Annotated in this window: 17 protein-coding genes; 9 read left to right on the top strand and 8 right to left on the bottom strand. The window is 73.3% G+C overall.

Translation table 11 applies throughout. From position 1 onward, the window contains the following. Window positions 1-62: 62 nt before the first annotated feature. Window positions 63-1,022 (top strand): DNA polymerase III subunit delta, encoded by a 960-nt coding sequence (holA, locus tag ACRB68_RS03950; protein WP_328593723.1) that lies wholly within the window; start codon window positions 63-65, stop codon window positions 1,020-1,022. A 209-nt stretch (window positions 1,023-1,231) separates the two neighbouring features. Here the strand turns inward: holA and ACRB68_RS03945 are convergent, their stop codons facing one another. Then, entirely contained in the window at window positions 1,232-2,101 is an 870-nt protein-coding gene (locus ACRB68_RS03945) for a LysR family transcriptional regulator (protein WP_153530861.1), read from the bottom strand. A gap of 69 nt (window positions 2,102-2,170) precedes the next feature. Between ACRB68_RS03945 and ACRB68_RS03940 the strand changes: the two genes are divergently transcribed. Further along, window positions 2,171-2,713, top strand: coding sequence for a hypothetical protein (locus tag ACRB68_RS03940; RefSeq protein WP_153530860.1), 543 nt, complete (start codon window positions 2,171-2,173; stop codon window positions 2,711-2,713). Here ACRB68_RS03940 and ACRB68_RS03935 read toward each other — a convergent pair. Next, a complete protein-coding gene (locus ACRB68_RS03935) occupies window positions 2,658-3,185 on the bottom strand; it encodes an RNA 2'-phosphotransferase (RefSeq protein ID WP_153530859.1) in 528 nt (175 codons plus the stop codon). The two genes, ACRB68_RS03940 and ACRB68_RS03935, sit on opposite strands and share 56 nt — an antisense overlap. 62 nt (window positions 3,186-3,247) lie before the next feature. Further along, window positions 3,248-3,520: a 30S ribosomal protein S20 gene (rpsT, locus tag ACRB68_RS03930; protein ID WP_328593722.1), complete on the bottom strand. Its 273-nt coding sequence runs from the start codon at window positions 3,518-3,520 to the stop codon at window positions 3,248-3,250. A 269-nt stretch (window positions 3,521-3,789) separates the two neighbouring features. Between rpsT and lepA the strand changes: the two genes are divergently transcribed. Then, the gene (gene lepA, locus ACRB68_RS03925; protein ID WP_328593720.1) at window positions 3,790-5,631 is read left to right on the top strand and encodes a translation elongation factor 4; all 1,842 of its coding nucleotides are present in this window, start codon (window positions 3,790-3,792) and stop codon (window positions 5,629-5,631) included. A gap of 182 nt (window positions 5,632-5,813) precedes the next feature. Then, the gene (locus tag ACRB68_RS03920; protein ID WP_153530857.1) at window positions 5,814-6,578 is read left to right on the top strand and encodes a Uma2 family endonuclease; all 765 of its coding nucleotides are present in this window, start codon (window positions 5,814-5,816) and stop codon (window positions 6,576-6,578) included. 6 nt (window positions 6,579-6,584) lie between these two features. Here ACRB68_RS03920 and ACRB68_RS03915 read toward each other — a convergent pair whose 3' ends face one another. From ACRB68_RS03915 to ACRB68_RS03905, 3 genes are all read right to left on the bottom strand, one after another. Next, window positions 6,585-7,094 (bottom strand): DUF4870 domain-containing protein, encoded by a 510-nt coding sequence (locus ACRB68_RS03915; protein ID WP_153530856.1) that lies wholly within the window; start codon window positions 7,092-7,094, stop codon window positions 6,585-6,587. Window positions 7,095-7,182: 88 nt separating this feature from the next. Further along, window positions 7,183-8,571: a hypothetical protein gene (locus ACRB68_RS03910; RefSeq protein WP_153530855.1), complete on the bottom strand. Its 1,389-nt coding sequence runs from the start codon at window positions 8,569-8,571 to the stop codon at window positions 7,183-7,185. Between the two features lie 79 nt (window positions 8,572-8,650). Beyond that, complete coding sequence (locus tag ACRB68_RS03905; RefSeq protein ID WP_153530854.1) at window positions 8,651-9,544, bottom strand: hypothetical protein; 894 nt, start codon at window positions 9,542-9,544, stop codon at window positions 8,651-8,653. Between the two features lie 148 nt (window positions 9,545-9,692). Here ACRB68_RS03905 and ACRB68_RS03900 point away from each other — a divergent pair, with 148 nt between their 5' ends. Continuing rightward, window positions 9,693-10,136, top strand: a complete 444-nt coding sequence (locus ACRB68_RS03900; protein ID WP_328593719.1) for an antitoxin YezG family protein — start codon at window positions 9,693-9,695, stop codon at window positions 10,134-10,136. Window positions 10,137-10,178: 42 nt separating this feature from the next. Further along, a complete protein-coding gene (gene hemW, locus ACRB68_RS03895) occupies window positions 10,179-11,387 on the top strand; it encodes a radical SAM family heme chaperone HemW (RefSeq protein WP_328593718.1) in 1,209 nt (402 codons plus the stop codon). A 10-nt stretch (window positions 11,388-11,397) separates the two neighbouring features. Here hemW and ACRB68_RS03890 read toward each other — a convergent pair whose 3' ends face one another. Then, window positions 11,398-11,883 (bottom strand): DUF4870 domain-containing protein, encoded by a 486-nt coding sequence (locus tag ACRB68_RS03890; RefSeq protein WP_153530853.1) that lies wholly within the window; start codon window positions 11,881-11,883, stop codon window positions 11,398-11,400. Window positions 11,884-11,911: 28 nt separating this feature from the next. Beyond that, window positions 11,912-12,730 (bottom strand): DUF3097 domain-containing protein, encoded by an 819-nt coding sequence (locus ACRB68_RS03885; RefSeq protein WP_153530852.1) that lies wholly within the window; start codon window positions 12,728-12,730, stop codon window positions 11,912-11,914. Between the two features lie 114 nt (window positions 12,731-12,844). Between ACRB68_RS03885 and hrcA the strand changes: the two genes are divergently transcribed. From hrcA to ACRB68_RS03870, 3 genes are read left to right on the top strand one after another with little or no spacing between them, the layout of a single operon-like run. Further along, window positions 12,845-13,858 (top strand): heat-inducible transcriptional repressor HrcA, encoded by a 1,014-nt coding sequence (hrcA, locus tag ACRB68_RS03880; RefSeq protein ID WP_328593717.1) that lies wholly within the window; start codon window positions 12,845-12,847, stop codon window positions 13,856-13,858. After that, window positions 13,859-14,992, top strand: a complete 1,134-nt coding sequence (dnaJ, locus tag ACRB68_RS03875) for a molecular chaperone DnaJ (RefSeq protein ID WP_328593716.1) — start codon at window positions 13,859-13,861, stop codon at window positions 14,990-14,992. Between the two features lie 10 nt (window positions 14,993-15,002). After that, a complete protein-coding gene (locus tag ACRB68_RS03870; protein ID WP_153530850.1) occupies window positions 15,003-15,734 on the top strand; it encodes a 16S rRNA (uracil(1498)-N(3))-methyltransferase in 732 nt (243 codons plus the stop codon). Window positions 15,735-15,749: the final 15 nt, after the last annotated feature.

Here is a 15,749-nt window from a genome sequence, read left to right as displayed (position 1 = left end):
CGGTTCCCGGGAGGTGGGGTCGAGCGGCCTGATCATGGGGGCGGGCGTGGCATGCTGCAGGGGTGCCAGCGGACGCCATCACCCTGATCGTCGGAGACGAAGAGCTGCTCGTGGACCGGGCGGTCGGCGACGTGGTCGCCGCCGCCCGCGCGGACGACCCGGAGACCGAGGTGGTCGACCTCGGCCCCGGCGGCCTGGAGCCGGGCCGGCTGGCCGAGCTCACCTCGCCCTCGCTGTTCGGCGGCGGCAAGGTGCTGGTGCTGCGCGCCGCCCAGGACCTCGGCAAGGACCTGTCCGCCGAGGTGCTCAGGTACGCCAAGGACCCCGCCGAGGGCGTCGCGCTGGTCGCGGTCCATCCCGGCGGCGCCAAGGGCAAGGCGCTGGCGGACGGGCTGGCCAAGCTCGGCGCCCGCCGGGTCTCCTGCCCGAAGATCACCAAGGCGGGGGAGCGGATCGACTTCGTGCGCGGCGAGATCCGCCGGGCCGGCGGGAAGATCTCCCCCGACGGCGCGCACAACCTGGTGGAGGCGGTCGGCAACGACCTGCGGTCGCTGGCCGCCGCGTGCAGCCAGCTCGTCGCCGACAACGGCGGGAGGATCGACGACGCCGCCGTCGCCCGCTACTACCGGGGACGCGCCGAGACCACCGGCTTCAACGTGGCCGACGAGGCGATCGCGGGCCGCCTCGCCGAGGCCCTGGAGCAGCTGCGCTGGGCGCTGGCGACCGGCGTGCCGCCGGTGCTGATCGTGAGCGCGCTGGCCAGGGGCGTACGGGGGCTGGCGAAGGTGGGCGGCGCCCCGCGCGGCGCCCGTGGCGCGAGTCTGGCCAAGGAGCTCGGCATGCCGCCGTGGCAGATCGAGCGCGTCCAGCGCCAGCTTCGCGGCTGGACCGGCGACGGCGTGGCACGCGCTCTGATGGCGGTCACCGAGGCCGACCTGGCGGTCAAGGGCGGCGCCGCCGACCCGGCGTACGCGCTGGAGAAGACCGTCTCGACGATCGTCGCCGCCCGCGCCGCCCGCTGACCCGTCCGCGCTCACCTGGCGGGCTGAATCACCTTCCGGTGAGCCGTGCGCTCGATTCTTCGCGCATGAGGGGCTTCGTCCAGCGCGCGATCCATGTGCCCGATGACTCGCGCGTGGGGCGGCTCGCGCGGTTCATGCTGCGCGTTGGGTGGATTGTGCGGCGCATGGCTTGGGCGCTGAGGGGTGGGCGGTTCAGGGGCATGCTGGTCTCATGGGGGCGGCAGGGTGGCGCGGATGGTCGTCAGCAGGTCGGTGACCAGGGGGTCCTCCGCGCGGTCCGGCTGGTGGAGGGCGTAGTAGGGGGCGGCCGGGAGGTCGGTGATCTCCCGGCGGACCAGGCCGGCGGGCGGGCGGACGCAGCCGTTGACGACGGCCAGGCCGACCCCGAGCGACACGAAGTGCAGGAGCAGCGGCCAGCCGGTGGCCTCCACCGCCACCGTCCACGGCACGTCGGCGGCGCGCAGGGCCCGTTCCAGGGTGACGCGCAGGGGGCCTTGCGGGGGCGGCACGATCAGGGGCGCGCCCGCCAGGTCGGTGATGGACAGGGTGGGGCGGTCCGCCAGCGGGTGGCCGGCGGGCAGGATCAGGGCTTGGGGGTAGGTCGCCAGCGGGACGGCGGCCAGGTCGTCCGGCAGGACGTCCAGGACGGCGACGCCCAGGTCGGCCCGGCCCGTCCGGACGGCGGCCAGGGTGCGGGCGCGGTCGCCGTTGAGCAGCCGGGGCCGGGGCGCGGCCGTGCGGATCGCGTCGCCGAGCAGGTAGAGGAAGGCGCCTTCGCCGGCCGACAGGACCGGGACGCGGGTGGGTGGCCCGCCGTCCAGTTCGGCGAGGAAGGCGCCCATCCTGGTGTCGAGTTCGCGGGCGAAGCGCGCCACCGCCTCGCCTTGCGGCGTCAGTGTCAGAGCGCGGCCCCGGCGCTGGTAGAGGGGGTGGCCGAGGGTCTCGGCGAGCTTGCCCACCTTCACGTGAAGGGCCGGCTGGGAGATGTGCAGCTCGGCGGCGGCGCGGGTGAAGCTGAGATGGTCGGCGAACACCGCGAACGAGGCGAGGGCGTCCGTGGAGAGCCGATGAAGATCCATAGGCAGGAACTATAGAGGGACAGTCAGGAAATAGTTCCCTTTTAGGAAGCAGGGCCTGACCCTGGAGCCATGGAACAGTTGCGCGAGCCCCGGCTCGGGGTCGATTTCGGGCGGGTCATCCAGGGCGGGGCGCTCGCCCCCGGCGGCGCCGACACCGCCTTCCTCGACGGCGGCATGGCGGCCGCGCTGGCCTCCCCGGCCAACGAGGGCGTGTTCGAGGTGCTGCCCGAGCTCGTCGCGCGGTTCGGCGGCCGCGCCTGGATCATCTCCAAGTGCGGCGACCAGGTGCGCCGCAAGACGCTGGCGTGGCTCGACCACCACGACTTCTACGAGCGCACCGGCCTGCCGCGCGGCAACGTGCGCTTCTGCCGCAAACGGGCCGACAAGGCCGGCCACTGCGCCGAGCTCGGCATCACGCACATGGTGGACGACCGGCTGGACGTGCTGCGCGCCGTCCGCGAGGTCGTGCCGTATCGGTTCCTGTTCGGCCCGCAGAAGGGTCCGGCGCCCGACTGGGTGCGGCCGGTGCCCGACTGGGCCGCCGCCGCGGAGCTGATCAGCGCAGATACTCCGGCGGCACGGCCGCGGTCAGCCACACCCCGTTCGCGCTGACCTGGAAGAGATGCCCGGCGGCGGCCATGCCGGCCGCGTCGACGGTCAGCACGACGGACCGGCCCCGGCGCGCCCCGACCCGCCGGGCGGTCTCGCGGTCGGGGGACAGGTGCACGGCGTGCCGGCCCATCGGCCGCAGCCCCTCGCGCCGGATCGCCGGAAGGAAACGCTCGGTCGTCCCGTGGTAGAGCAGCGGCGGCGGCGCGACGGCCGGCAGGTCCAGGTCGACGGGCACCGAATGCCCCTGAAGGGCGCGGATGCGCCCGTCCTCGATGGCGAAGCGCCGCTTGTCGTTCCCGGCGACGGCCTCGTCCAGCTCCGCCCGCGTGATGGGGAAGCCGTGCCGGGCGGCCGCTTCCAGCAGCTCGTCCACGTCCACCCAGCCGCCGGGCGACAGTGTGACGCCGATGCGTTCCGGCCGGTGGCGCAGGTGCTTGGACAGGTACTTGGAGATCTCGGTCATACGGTCCATGGCGGATAACGACGAGGCCGCGGTCCCGGGGGACCGCGGCCTCGTCGGAAAGCGCAGGGGGCTTACTTGGCGGCCTGCAGCTCGGCGGTGCGCTTGGCGATCGCCGACTTGCGGTTGGCGGCCTGGTTCTTGTGGATGACGCCCTTGCTGGCGGCCTTGTCCAGCTTGCGGGCGGCGTCGCGCTGCGCGGCGACCGCGTCCTCGACGCTGCCACCATCGGCGGCCTCGCGGAACTTGCGGATCGCCGTCTTCAGCTCGGACTTGACGGCCTTGTTGCGAAGGCGGGCCTTCTCGTTCTGCTTGTTCCGCTTGATCTGGGACTTGATGTTAGCCACGTCGTAGTGCCTCAGCCTTGGTTGCGATCCTCGCCTGCCTCGGGATACGGGCAGGCATCCAACGAACGTTTAACGGGGCGGACGGTGCCCCAAGGCACGACGCTACGCCACACGCAGTGGCACAGCTTACCAATGCCCTCCGCCCCGCCCAAACCAGCGCCGGAAAGGGACGCTGCACCGAGCACGGCGCCGGGCATGGGACTATGGAATGAGGCAAGATCTGCCACTTCCCTGTCCACGTCCACCTGTGAGTATGCGAACGGATCCCGGTGCCAGCGCCCGAGCCTAACAAGACCGACCCCGCGATCATCCGCAACTTCTGCATCATCGCGCACATCGACCACGGCAAGTCGACCCTGGCCGACCGGATGCTGCAGCTGACGGGGGTGGTCGAGGACCGCCAGATGCGCGCCCAGTACCTCGACCGGATGGACATCGAGCGCGAGCGCGGCATCACCATCAAGAGCCAGGCGGTCCGCCTGCCGTGGACGTCGGACGGCACCGACTACGTCCTCAACCTCATCGACACCCCCGGCCACGTCGACTTCTCCTACGAGGTGTCGCGCTCGCTGGCCGCGTGCGAGGGCGCGGTGCTGCTGGTGGACGCCGCGCAGGGCATCGAGGCGCAGACGCTCGCCAACCTGTACCTGGCCCTGGAGGCCGACCTGCACCTGATCCCGGTGCTGAACAAGATCGACCTGCCGGCGGCGCAGCCGGAGAAGTACGCCGAGGAGCTGGCCGGCATCATCGGCTGCGACCCCGGCGATGTGCTGAAGGTCTCCGGCAAGACCGGCGTGGGCGTCGCCGAGCTGCTGGACCGCATCGTGCAGACGGTCCCGGCCCCGGTCGGCGACCCCGACGGCCCGGCCCGCGCGCTGATCTTCGACTCGGTCTACGACACCTACCGCGGCGTCGTCACCTACGTGCGGATCATCGACGGCCAGCTGTCGCGCCGCGAGAAGAGCATGATGATGTCCACCGGCACCGCGCACGAGACGCTGGAGGTCGGCGTCATCTCGCCCGAGCCGAAGGCGGTCGGCGGCCTCGGCGTCGGCGAGGTCGGCTACCTGATCACCGGGGTGAAGGACGTCCGCCAGGCCCGCGTCGGCGACACCGTCACCACCTCCACCCGGCCCGCGCCCGAGGCGCTCGGCGGCTACCAGGACCCGAAGCCGATGGTGTTCTCGGGCCTGTACCCGATGGACGGCGACCAGTACCCCGACCTGCGCGACGCCCTGGACAAGCTGCAGCTGAACGACGCCGCGCTGGTCTACGAGCCCGAGACCTCGGCGGCGCTCGGCTTCGGCTTCCGCTGCGGCTTCCTCGGCCTGCTGCACATGGAGATCGTCCGGGAGCGGCTGGAGCGCGAGTTCAACCTCACGCTGATCTCCACCGCGCCCAACGTCATCTACCGGGTGGAGATGGAGGACGGCACCGAGCACACCGTCACCAACCCCAGCGAGTTCCCCGAGGGCAAGATCGGCAAGGTGTTCGAGCCGATCGTCAAGGTCACCGTGCTGTCCCCGAGCGACCACATCGGCGCGATCATGGAGCTCTGCCAGGGCCGCCGCGGCGTGCTGCTCGGCATGGACTACCTGTCGGAGGACCGGGTCGAGATCCGCTACACCATGCCGCTGGCGGAGATCATCTTCGACTTCTTCGACCAGCTGAAGTCGCGCACCCGCGGCTACGCCTCGCTCGACTACGAGCCGAGCGGCGAGCAGGAGTCCGAGCTGGTCAAGGTCGACATCCTGCTGCAGGGCGAGTCGGTCGACGCCTTCAGCCAGATCGTGCACAAGGACAAGGCCCGCGAGTACGGCCTGATGATGACCTCCAAGCTGAAGGAGCTCATCCCGCGCCAGCAGTACGAGGTCCCCATCCAGGCCGCGATCGGCGCCCGCATCATCGCCCGCGAGAACATCCGCGCCATCCGCAAGGACGTCCTCGCCAAGTGCTACGGCGGCGACATCTCCCGTAAGCGCAAGCTGCTGGAGAAGCAGAAGGAGGGCAAGAAGCGGATGAAGACGATCGGCAGGGTCGACGTCCCGCAAGAGGCCTTCGTCGCCGCGCTGTCCACCTCTGACTCGTCGGCGGACAAGGCGAAGAAGTAGCGCGGGGTGGCAAGAAGCGGATGCTGTGCGCCCTTCGGCAGGGTCGACGTCCCGCAAGAGGCCTTCGTCGCCGCGCTGTCCACCTCTGACTCGTCGGCGGACAAGGCGAAGAAGTGAGCTCCGCCAGAGGGGTTCTGCCAAACCGGTGGTGACGGGGTGTCCGCGCGAGGACACTAGGCGTTGTGACGCATACGTTGCTGCATCAGGTCCTGGTCTCCGACCTGGTCGTCCCCGTGGGGCTGGCCGAGGCGCCCGGGCAGGAGTCCCTCACGGGATCCGGTGCCCGGGTGGCGGACGGCACCTGGCTGCGCTGTGACCTGATGGTCTACCGCAAGGAGCAGGCCCGGGGCGACCTGTGGTACATCCGCGGCGCCCCCCTGCTGGCGGTCGAGGTGACCTCCGACGCCTCGCGCGCCGCCGATCTCGGCGCCAAGAAGGACCTGTACGAGCGGGCCGGCGTGCCCGCGTACTGGGTGGTGGACGCCAAGGGCGACGACCCCGAGATCTGGGTGTTCGAGCTCGGCGACGACGGCCGCTACGCCGAGGAGGAGCGGATCGTCGGGGGCCGGTCCGCCGACCTGACCAGGCCGCTGCGCATCCGGCTCACCCCCGATGAGATCTTCGACCGGCTGCCCCGGCGCAGCGCACCGAGGAGGCGCACCATCGTGTCCACCGACACCACCGACCAGGCGGGCCCCGACCTGCCGCACTGCGAGGAGCCGATCCTCATCGACGCGTTCGGGCGGCGCTGGCCGACCGGCGCGGAGAAGGTCGAGCTGTGGGACGGCTGCCCGGTGTTCTACGGGGAGTGGGACGAGCGCGACGTGGAGATCGCCGAGCGCGCCTACCCCGGCCGGGTCGTCCGGCTCGACCAGCCGCCCGGCGAGCCGGGCACGATGACGGTCCTGCCCGGCCCGGCGGTGCCCGCCGCCCGCGACGGCGGGTAGCCGGCGCTACTTGATCAGGGGCCAGGCCAGCACGGCGGGCACCTTGCGGAACTCGCCGCGGTTGGCCGCGATCGCCGCCCACACCAGCGCCGCCATGATCAGCGCGCTGTAGATCACCGGGATCCAGATGAGCGCCTCCAGGGCGAACATCAGCAGCAGCCCGACGAACCAGACGACGATCGCCGCGATGCCCATGTTCAGGCCCTGCGCGGCGTGCCGCCGGATGAACGGGGTGCGGGCCTTGCCGAGGTAGACGACGGCCGGGGCGATCGCGCCGACCAGGAACTGGCCCACGTAGGCCATGATCGCCCAGGACTTCTCGTCGTCGCCGACGGGACCGAAGTGCTCGGGCATGGGCGGGGCGGCCTGCCGGGGCTGCTGCGCCTGCTGCTGCCAGGCGGGCGGTTGCTGCTGCTGTTGCTGCTGCCACGCGGGCTGCTGCTGCCCGTACTGCGGCTGGCCGTGCTGCTGCCGGCCGCCGTGGCGGCCCGGTGACGGGGGAGGCCCGTAGGCCATGAGGGCGTCCTCTCCAAGGGCTTCGAGGTGATTTCGAAGTCTACGACTACTCGGACGCACCGGCGGTTCACGGGTTCCCCCGCCCGGGTCAGTTCCGCCAGAGCACCGCCGTCGGCCGCGCCCCGGTCAGCGTCGCCGCGCCCGTCCAGCGGATCGCCGAGGGCCGCGGCAGGTAGGCCCGGTCCAGGAAGAACCCGCGATGGACCGAGGTCACCGTCACCGGCGCGCCGTTGTCGCCGGACCCGACCGGCGTCCGCAGCGCCTCGACGCTCGCGATGTCGCCGACGGAGGTGCCGGCCGGCAGCTCGACCGTGGTCGCGACGGCGCCGTCCCGGTCGATCGCCACGCTGCGGTCGCCGTGGTCGGACCGGTACAGCCGCGACGGGTCCGCCTTCAGCCGCACCCCGAGCGCGACGCCGGGCGCCGAGCCCTGCCCCGTCGCGGCGCCGGCGGTCCTGGTGTACTCCACGAACAGGTAGGTGCGCGGGTCGCCGACGGCCTTGGTCGCGGGATCGGGCCGCTTCTCGATCTTGCCCTCGCGGACCAGTTCCTGCGCCGCCACCCGGTACGTCCACGGGTTCCGGTCCATGATCACTTCGCGGGCGCGGTCGGCGGGGCGGGTCGCCGAGGCGTCCGGCAGGAACCGCAGCGGCGCGTTCGGCGACACCACGTCGCACATGTTGTTGTTGTCGGTGCAGGTCTGCAGCACCGGGTGGTCGCCCTCGTAGCGGCCGGTGAACCTCAGCGTCTGGTGCAGCGGCGCCTGGTAGACGCCGGTGTCGGGCACGCGCCGCCCGGCGGCGTCCACCTCGACCCGGTACACCCACTCGATGTCGGTGGAGCGGCCCCAGCGCGACATCAGCGCCGGGGTGTCGGTGCCGCCGTCCTCGTTGCTCCACACCAGCGAGTACTCCAGGACCCGGTGGCCGCCGGCCGCCGGGCGCGACTCGTGCCAGGCGACCAGCGGGGTGTCGGTCCGCGCGTTCTGGTACGGGTCGCCGAACGGCCAGCCGGTCCGGCCGACCACGACCGGCGCGTGCCGCAGCACGGCCTGGTCGCCGCCGGGCAGCCGCACCGCCGGGCGGGTGAGGACGACGCGCCGCGCCGCCGGGGCGCTGCCGCGCGCGAACCGCAGCGTCACCGTGTGCGCGCCCGGCCCGACCGGCCCGAGCCCGAGGCTGCGCGCGACGCCGTCGGCGGACGGCACCACCAGGTCGGTGACGTGCCGCCCGTCCACCGAGAACGACACGACGGCGGCCTCGGCGCCCTTGCGCGCCCAGGAGACGCCCGGCGCGGCGGCGGTGAACCCGATGACCGCCTCGCCCGCGTGGCCGGCGGTGAAGCGCAGGGTGCGGGCGGGGCCGCCGCGCTCGACGACCAGGGTGCCCGGTGCGGCGGCGGCGGGGGAGACCAGGAGGGGAGCGCCGAGGAGGGCGCCGGACAGGCCGAAAGCGGCGTAACGCGCGCGGCTTCTCATGCCCCGCGACGTTAGGGGGACGCGATCGCGTTCCGGTGAAGATCGGATTCCCCGCGGGTGACGGATCCGTTGACGGGGGTCATCTATACCCGGCGCCGGGCGGCGCGGGGAACTGGAGCGAGACGCCGATGAACCGGCCGGGCGCCCGGCCGCCCCCGGACGCGTACAGCCTCACCCCGAGCGCGGGCAGCAGCGCCCGGAAACCGTTCTGCAGCACCTCGTGGCCGAGGTCGCGGAACAGCGCGACGACGTCGGCGGCGGGCTCGTCCAGCAGGTCGACGCCGTCCAGCCGGAGCCGCAGCTCGGGGTTGCCGCCCCAGCCCGCCGCGCGCTCGCCGTAGATCCACGCCACCCGCGCCACCCCGTCGGGGCCGCGGGCGGACGCCGCCGACAGCGAGCCCCGGCCGATCCGCACGCTGAGGTGCTCCTGGTAGCCGCAGAGGAACGAGGAGGTCGCGGGCGGGCTGCCGCAGCGCTGCGCGACCGCCTCCAGCGCCGCCGGCACGTCGGAGGCGAGCGTGGAGAACAGCAGGTGCGCGTCCGGCAGGACGGCGCCGCGCCCCGGCTCCAGCACCACCGCGTAGGGGGCGACCTCGCCCGGGAAGCGGGCCGGGTCGGGGTCGCGCAGCGTGACCAGGCCCTCCCACTCGGCGGGCTCGTCCACCGCGAACCAGGAGATGGCGGCCTCGACGCCGAGCTCGGCGAACACCCGGTCGGTCAGCGCGTGCTCGACGACCAGGCGGAGGCCCTCGGCGGTCTCGGCGAGGCGGCGCGGCCACCAGGCCGGCTCGGGGTCGCGGCGGTGCGCCGGCGCCCAGCCGGTGCCCGGCCCCGGCAGCGCGACGCGCTCGCGGCCGTCCTTGTCGTCGACGATCTCGTAGTGCCAGCCGTCCGGGCCGCCGCGCAGCAGTACCCGCGCGGGCACCCGCCCGTATCTGACCGGCCCGTGCCCGGGCTTGCCGCCTTCCACCATCCGGCCGACCCTATCCGACCGCCCGGGCCGGCACGCCATGATCGTCCGGCGGGGCCGGCCCGCGACACGGCCGACCTCCGCTGGCCTGCGCGGATATGCGGGTACGGTCGGAGCGCAACGGCAGGCGAACGTTCCGGAGGTTCCGCGCGTGACCCACGCAGATCAGGTTCTGCGTTCCGCCAAAGAGCGGGAGATGGTGAACGGCGCCGTGCGCGCGCTGCGCGCGGCGGCCCCCTTCGGCTGGGAGCGGCTCGGCTTCGAGTTCCGCGCGATCGTCGGGATCGACAGCGTGCTCTTCGAGATCGTCGACGCGTCCGGCGCCACCCGCACCTCCATGCCCCCCGGGCAGGCGATGGGCAAGATGGACGAGCTGCGCCGCGTCATGTACCGGCAGGACAAGGGCGCCTGGTTCACCGCCCGCCTGGAGGTGGAGCGCTCCGGCCGCTACAGCGCCGAGTTCGACTACGACGGCGAGCCCGGCTTCAACCCGCCCCTCACCTCCGCGGCCTTCCAGGCCGACCTGGACCGGTTCCCCCGCAGCGACGAGCACATCCCCGGCTGGCTCCGCGCCCGCCTGGCGGGCGAGGGCTGAGCACCGGCCCGAGCAGCGCCGCAGGCAGGGCAGACTTGGGGGGTGCCCGCGACCCTGCCCGATGGCGACCCCGTGCCCGCCGACGGCGCGCTGCCCCGCAGCGCGCTGGAGGGGCTCGGCACGCGCCCGTTCGCCTTCTACGTGCACGTCCCCTTCTGCGTGACGCGCTGCGGATACTGCGACTTCAACACCTACACCGCGACCGAGCTCGGGCCGGGCGCGAGCCGCGACTCCTACGCCGAGACCGCGATCGCCGAGGTGCGGATGGCGCGGCGGGTGCTCGGCGACGCCGAGCTGCCCGTCCAGACGGTGTTCGTCGGCGGCGGCACCCCGACGCTGCTCTCCCCGGACGACCTCGGCCGGGTGCTGGCCGCGATCGACGCCGAGTTCGGCCTCGCGCCGGGCGCGGAGGTCACCACCGAGGCCAACCCCGAGTCGGTGGACGCGGCCTACCTCGGCGGGCTGCGCGAGGCCGGGTTCACCCGGGTCTCCTACGGCATGCAGAGCGCCCGCGAGCACGTCCTGGCCGTCCTGGACCGCACGCACACCCCCGGCCGCGTCCCGCAGGTGGTGGAGTGGACCCGCGCGGCGGGCTTCGAGCACGTCAACCTCGACCTGATCTACGGCACGCCGGGGGAGAGCGACGACGACTGGCGCGCCTCGCTGGAGGCGGCCCTGGCCTGCGGCCCCGACCACGTCTCGGCGTACGCGCTGATCGTGGAGGAGGGCACCCGGCTGGCCGCGCGGGTCCGCCGCGGCGAGCTGACCGCCCCCGACGACGACGCCATGGCCGACCGCTACCTGATGGCCGAGGAGCTGCTGTCGGCGCACGGCCTGCGCTGGTACGAGATCTCCAACTGGGCCGCGAGCGACGACGCCGCCTGCCGCCACAACCTGCTCTACTGGACCGGCGCCGACTGGTGGGGCGTCGGGCCCGGCGCGCACAGCCACGTCGGCGGCACCCGCTGGTGGAACGTCAAGCACCCGGCGGCCTACGCCGCCCGGCTCGCCGAGGGCACCACGCCCGCGCACGCCCGCGAGGTCCTGGACGACGCCGACCGGCACATCGAGCGGATCATGCTGGAGCTGCGGCTGGCCGGCGGCTGCCCGGCCGGGCTGCTGGACGACGCCGCGGCCCGCCGCGCGATCGCCGAGGGGCTGATCGAGCCCGGCCCTTACGAGGACGGCCGCGCGGTGCTCACCCTGCGCGGGCGCCTGCTCGCCGACGCCGTGGTGCGCGACCTGACCTGAGCCCGCGGGCTCAGCGGAACATCGGCCACGCCATGAACGACGGGAAGGTGTACCACTCGCCCCGGTTGGCCGCGACCGCCGCCAGGATCAGGAACACCACCTGCGCGATGGCCAGCGCGATCATCGTGAAGATGCCGATGATCAGGAAGATCAGGATGAAGTTGACGACGAAGTAGACCAGCTGGGTGACGGCGAAGTTCAGCCCCTGCGCGCCGTGGTGCCGCAGGAACGGCGACTCGTCCTTCTTGGTCAGGTAGACGATCAGCGGCGCGAGCAGCCCGACCAGGAACTGGCCGAGGTGGCACAGCAGGCCCCAGGTGCGCTCGTCGGAGGTCGGGCCCGGCCCGCCGCCGTAGTACTGCATCTGCCCCGGCTGCCGCCCGTGGCCGGGGTACTGCTCGTAACCGGGGTACTGGCCGTGGCCCTCCTGGCCGTAGCCCTGCTGCCCGTGATCCTGACCGTGGTCCGGCCCGCCGGTGGGGGGTCCGTACGTCATCGCACGCTCCTGTTCGGTCCGGGAGGAGCTAAGGGACGGTCACGAAGTCGATGAGCTCCTCGACGCGGCCCAGCAGGGCCGGTTCAAGGTCGGTGTAGCTGGAGACCGAGCCGAGGATCCGCTTCCAGGCCGCGCCCGTGTCCTCCCCCCAGCCGAGCGCCTCCAGCACGCCCTCCTTCCAGGGTACGCCGCGGGGCACGCGCGGCCAGGCCGAAATGCCGACGGCGGCGGGCTTGACCGCCTCCCACACGTCGATGAACGGATGGCCGGCGACCAGCACGTACGGGGAGGTCACCTGGGCCGCGATGCGGCTCTCCTTGGAGCCGGGCACCAGGTGGTCGACCAGCACGCCGAGCCGGCGGTCCTCGCCGGGGCCGAACTCGGCCACGATGGCGGGCAGGTCGTCCACGCCCTCCAGGTACTCCACCACCACGCCCTCGACGCGCAGGTCGTGGCCCCAGATCTTCTCGACCAGCTCGGCGTCGTGCACGCCCTCGACGTAGATGCGGCTCTCCTTGGCCACCTGGGCGCGCACCCCCCGGACGGCGATCGAGCCGGACGCCGACCGCGCCGGGCGCGCGGGCGCCGCCGCCGCGGGCCGCACCAGCGTCACCGGCCTGCCGTCGATCAGGAATCCGGCCTGGGTGAGCGGGAACACACGGCGCTTGCCGAAGCGGTCCTCCAGCGTCACCCCGAACTTGTCGCACCCGACGACGGCGCCGCAGAACCCGCTGCCGGGATCCTCGGCGACCAGCCCGGGTTCGGCCGGGATCTGGGGGATCATCCCCTTGCGGGGCCGCCGCCAGTCGCCCGCCAGCACGTCCTCGCCATAGTCGCGACTCGCCATGGGACCCGACCCTAACGACCGGGTGGCCCGCCGGCATCTCCAGAGTGTCCCCGGCGGGCCGTACACTTGGCACTCATAAGGATGGAGTGCCAGTACGGGGCAGGAGGTGACCACGTGCTCGACGACCGGAAACTCGCTGTCCTGCGTGCCATCGTGGAGGACTACGTCTCCACCAACGAGCCGGTCGGTTCCAAGGCTCTGGTGGACCGGCACAATCTCGGCGTGTCCTCGGCGACGATCCGCAACGACATGGCGGTGCTGGAGGAGCAGGGCTACATCGCCCAGCCGCACACCAGCGCCGGGCGGGTCCCCACCGACAAGGGCTACCGGCTGTTCGTGGACCGGCTGTCGCAGATCAAGCCGCTGTCGTCGGCCGAGCGCCGCGCCATCGAGACCTTCCTCGGCGGCGCCTACGACCTCGACGACGTCGTCGGCCGCACGGTGCGGCTGCTCGCCCAGCTCACCCGCCAGGTCGCGGTCGTGCAGTACCCCTCGCTGACCCGCTCGACGGTCCGCCACGTGGAACTGGTCCCGGTCGCCGCGCAGCGGCTGCTGCTGGTGCTGATCACCAACACCGGCCGGGTGGAGCAGCGGCTGATCGAGACCAGCGACCCGGTGTCGGAGGAGTCGATCGGGCACCTGCGCGCGCTGCTCAACACCAGCCTGGACGGGTGCGGCCTCGCCGAGGTCCCGACCACGGTGTCGGACCTGCCGGAGAAGGTGGGCCCCGACGAGCGGCCGATCGCCGCGGCGGTGCTGTCGGTGCTGATGGAGTCGCTGGTCGACCGGCACGAGGAGAAGATCGTGTTCGCCGGCGCGGCGAACCTGGCGCACGTGGACTTCTCACAGAGCCTGCGCGACGTCCTGGAGGCGCTGGAGGAGCAGGTCGTGCTGATGCGGCTGCTCGGTGAGACCGGCGACTCCTCTACTGTTACGGTGCGGATCGGCACCGAGAACCCCGACGAGGGGCTCCGATCCACCTCGGTGGTCGCCGCCGACTACGGCGTCGGCGACCTGACGCTGGCCCGCCTCGGAGTACTCGGGCCGACACGCATGGATTACCCCAGCACGATGGGAGCGGTACGGGCAGTGGCACGCTACGTCGGACAGATTCTGGCGGGGTCGTAAGTGGCCAACGACTACTACGCGACCCTCGGCGTCCGGCGGGACGCCAGCCCGGACGAGGTCAAGAAGGCATACCGCCGGCTCGCCCGCGAGCTGCACCCGGACGTCAACCCCGACCCCGAGACGCAGGAGCGGTTCAAGGAGATCACCCAGGCCTACGAGGTGCTCTCCGACCCGCAGAAGCGCGAGATGTACGACATGGGCGCTGACCCGTTCGCGCGCGGCGGGGCGGGCGCCGGCGCCGGCTTCGGCGGCGCCGGGTTCCCCTTCAGCGACATCATGGACGCCTTCTTCGGCACCGCCGCCTCGCGCGGGCCGCGCAGCCGCGCCCGCCGCGGCCGCAACGCCACGCTGCGGGTCGAGCTGGACCTGGCCGAGAGCGCGTTCGGCACCACCCGCGAGCTGTCCATCGACACCGCGGTGGCCTGCACGTCCTGCCAGGGCGAGGGCACCGCGCCGGGTACCCACCCCGACACCTGCGACACCTGCCACGGCCGCGGCGAGGTGCAGCAGGTGCAGCGCTCCTTCCTCGGCCAGGTCATGACGGCCCGGCCCTGCCCGCAGTGCGGCGGCTTCGGCAGCGTGATCCGCACCCCGTGCCCGGAGTGCTCGGGCGACGGCCGGGTGCGCACCCGCCGCACCGTCAAGGTCAAGATCCCCGCCGGGGTGGAGAACGGCATCCACATCCAGCTGGCCGGCGAGGGCGAGGTCGGCCCCGGCGGCGGCCCGCCCGGCGACCTGTTCCTGGAGATCGTGGAGAAGCCGCACCCGATCTTCGAGCGGGAGGGCGACGACCTGCACTGCTCGGTGGAGATCCCGATGACCGCCGCCGCGCTCGGCACCAGCGTCACCGTGGAGACCCTGGACGGCGCCGAGGAGGTCGACATCAAGCCCGGCACCCAGTCCGGCCAGGTGATCACCCTGTACGGGCGGGGCGTGCGGCACCTGAACGAGAGCGGCCGCGGCGACCTCAACATCCACGTCACCGTGGAGACCCCCGGCCGGCTGGACGAGGAGCAGGAGGAGCTGCTGCGCCGCCTGGCCAAGCTGCGCGGCGAGGAGCGCCCGCCCGGCAAGTTCGCGCCGGGGCAGCGCGGGGTGTTCTCCCGCATCCGCGACGTCTTCAACCAGCACTGAGGCGGGACCGATGAGCCCGCCGGTGTTCCTGGCCGACGCCGGCCTGCTGGCGCGCGACCGGGTCGTGCTGGACGGCCCGGAAGGCCGCCACGCCGCGACGGTGCGGCGGCTGCGGGCCGGCGAGCGCGTCGACCTCACCGACGGGGCCGGGCTGCTCGCCGAGTGCGTCGTGGCCGCCGCCGACAAGGTCTCGCTGACCCTGGAGGTGCTGGCGCGCCGGCACGAGCCGCCGCCCGAGCCGCGGCTGGTCGTGGTGCAGGCGCTGCCGAAGGGCGACCGGGGCGAGCTGGCGGTGGAGACGATGACCGAGGCCGGCGTGGACGAGATCGTCCCGTGGGCGGCGGCGCGGTGTGTCACCCAGTGGCGCGCCGAGCGCCGCGACAAGGCCCTCGGCCGGTGGCGCAACGCCGCCCGGGAGGCCGCCAAGCAGGCCCGCCGCAGCCGGCTGCCCGAGGTCGCGGACCTGGCCGGCACCGCCGCCGTCGCCGAGCGGATCGCCGCCGCCGCGTGCGCCCTGGTGCTGCACGAGGAGGCCGCCGAGCCGCTCAGCGCGCTCCGCCCGCCCGCGCAGGGCGAGATCGTGGTGGTGGTCGGCCCCGAGGGCGGGATCAGCGAGGAGGAGCTGGCCGCGTTCGCCGCGGCCGGCGCCCGCACCACCCGGCTCGGCCCGACGGTGCTGCGCACCTCCACCGCAGGCGTCGCCGCGGCGGCCGTGCTGATGGCCGCCACGGGACGCTGGTAGAACCGGCCCGCCCGG

The organism is Actinomadura macrotermitis (genome assembly GCF_009604375.1).
In the GTDB taxonomy this organism is placed as follows: domain Bacteria; phylum Actinomycetota; class Actinomycetes; order Streptosporangiales; family Streptosporangiaceae; genus Spirillospora; species Spirillospora macrotermitis.
The sequence above is the reverse complement of the archived record's forward strand: the minus strand, read 5'-3'. Positions and strand labels throughout refer to the sequence as shown.

Coding starts and splice junctions, on each gene's coding strand:
- ACRB68_RS03915 (WP_153530856.1), bottom strand. CDS start 7,094: ATGGCCTACGGGCCTCCCCCGTCACCGGGCCGCCACGGCGGCCGGCAG.
- ACRB68_RS03910 (WP_153530855.1), bottom strand. CDS start 8,571: ATGAGAAGCCGCGCGCGTTACGCCGCTTTCGGCCTGTCCGGCGCCCTC.
- ACRB68_RS03870 (WP_153530850.1), top strand. CDS start 15,003: ATGAGCCCGCCGGTGTTCCTGGCCGACGCCGGCCTGCTGGCGCGCGAC.
- ACRB68_RS03885 (WP_153530852.1), bottom strand. CDS start 12,730: ATGGCGAGTCGCGACTATGGCGAGGACGTGCTGGCGGGCGACTGGCGG.
- ACRB68_RS03935 (WP_153530859.1), bottom strand. CDS start 3,185: ATGGACCGTATGACCGAGATCTCCAAGTACCTGTCCAAGCACCTGCGC.
- ACRB68_RS03905 (WP_153530854.1), bottom strand. CDS start 9,544: ATGGTGGAAGGCGGCAAGCCCGGGCACGGGCCGGTCAGATACGGGCGG.
- ACRB68_RS03940 (WP_153530860.1), top strand. CDS start 2,171: ATGGAACAGTTGCGCGAGCCCCGGCTCGGGGTCGATTTCGGGCGGGTC.
- ACRB68_RS03945 (WP_153530861.1), bottom strand. CDS start 2,101: ATGGATCTTCATCGGCTCTCCACGGACGCCCTCGCCTCGTTCGCGGTG.
- ACRB68_RS03890 (WP_153530853.1), bottom strand. CDS start 11,883: ATGACGTACGGACCCCCCACCGGCGGGCCGGACCACGGTCAGGATCAC.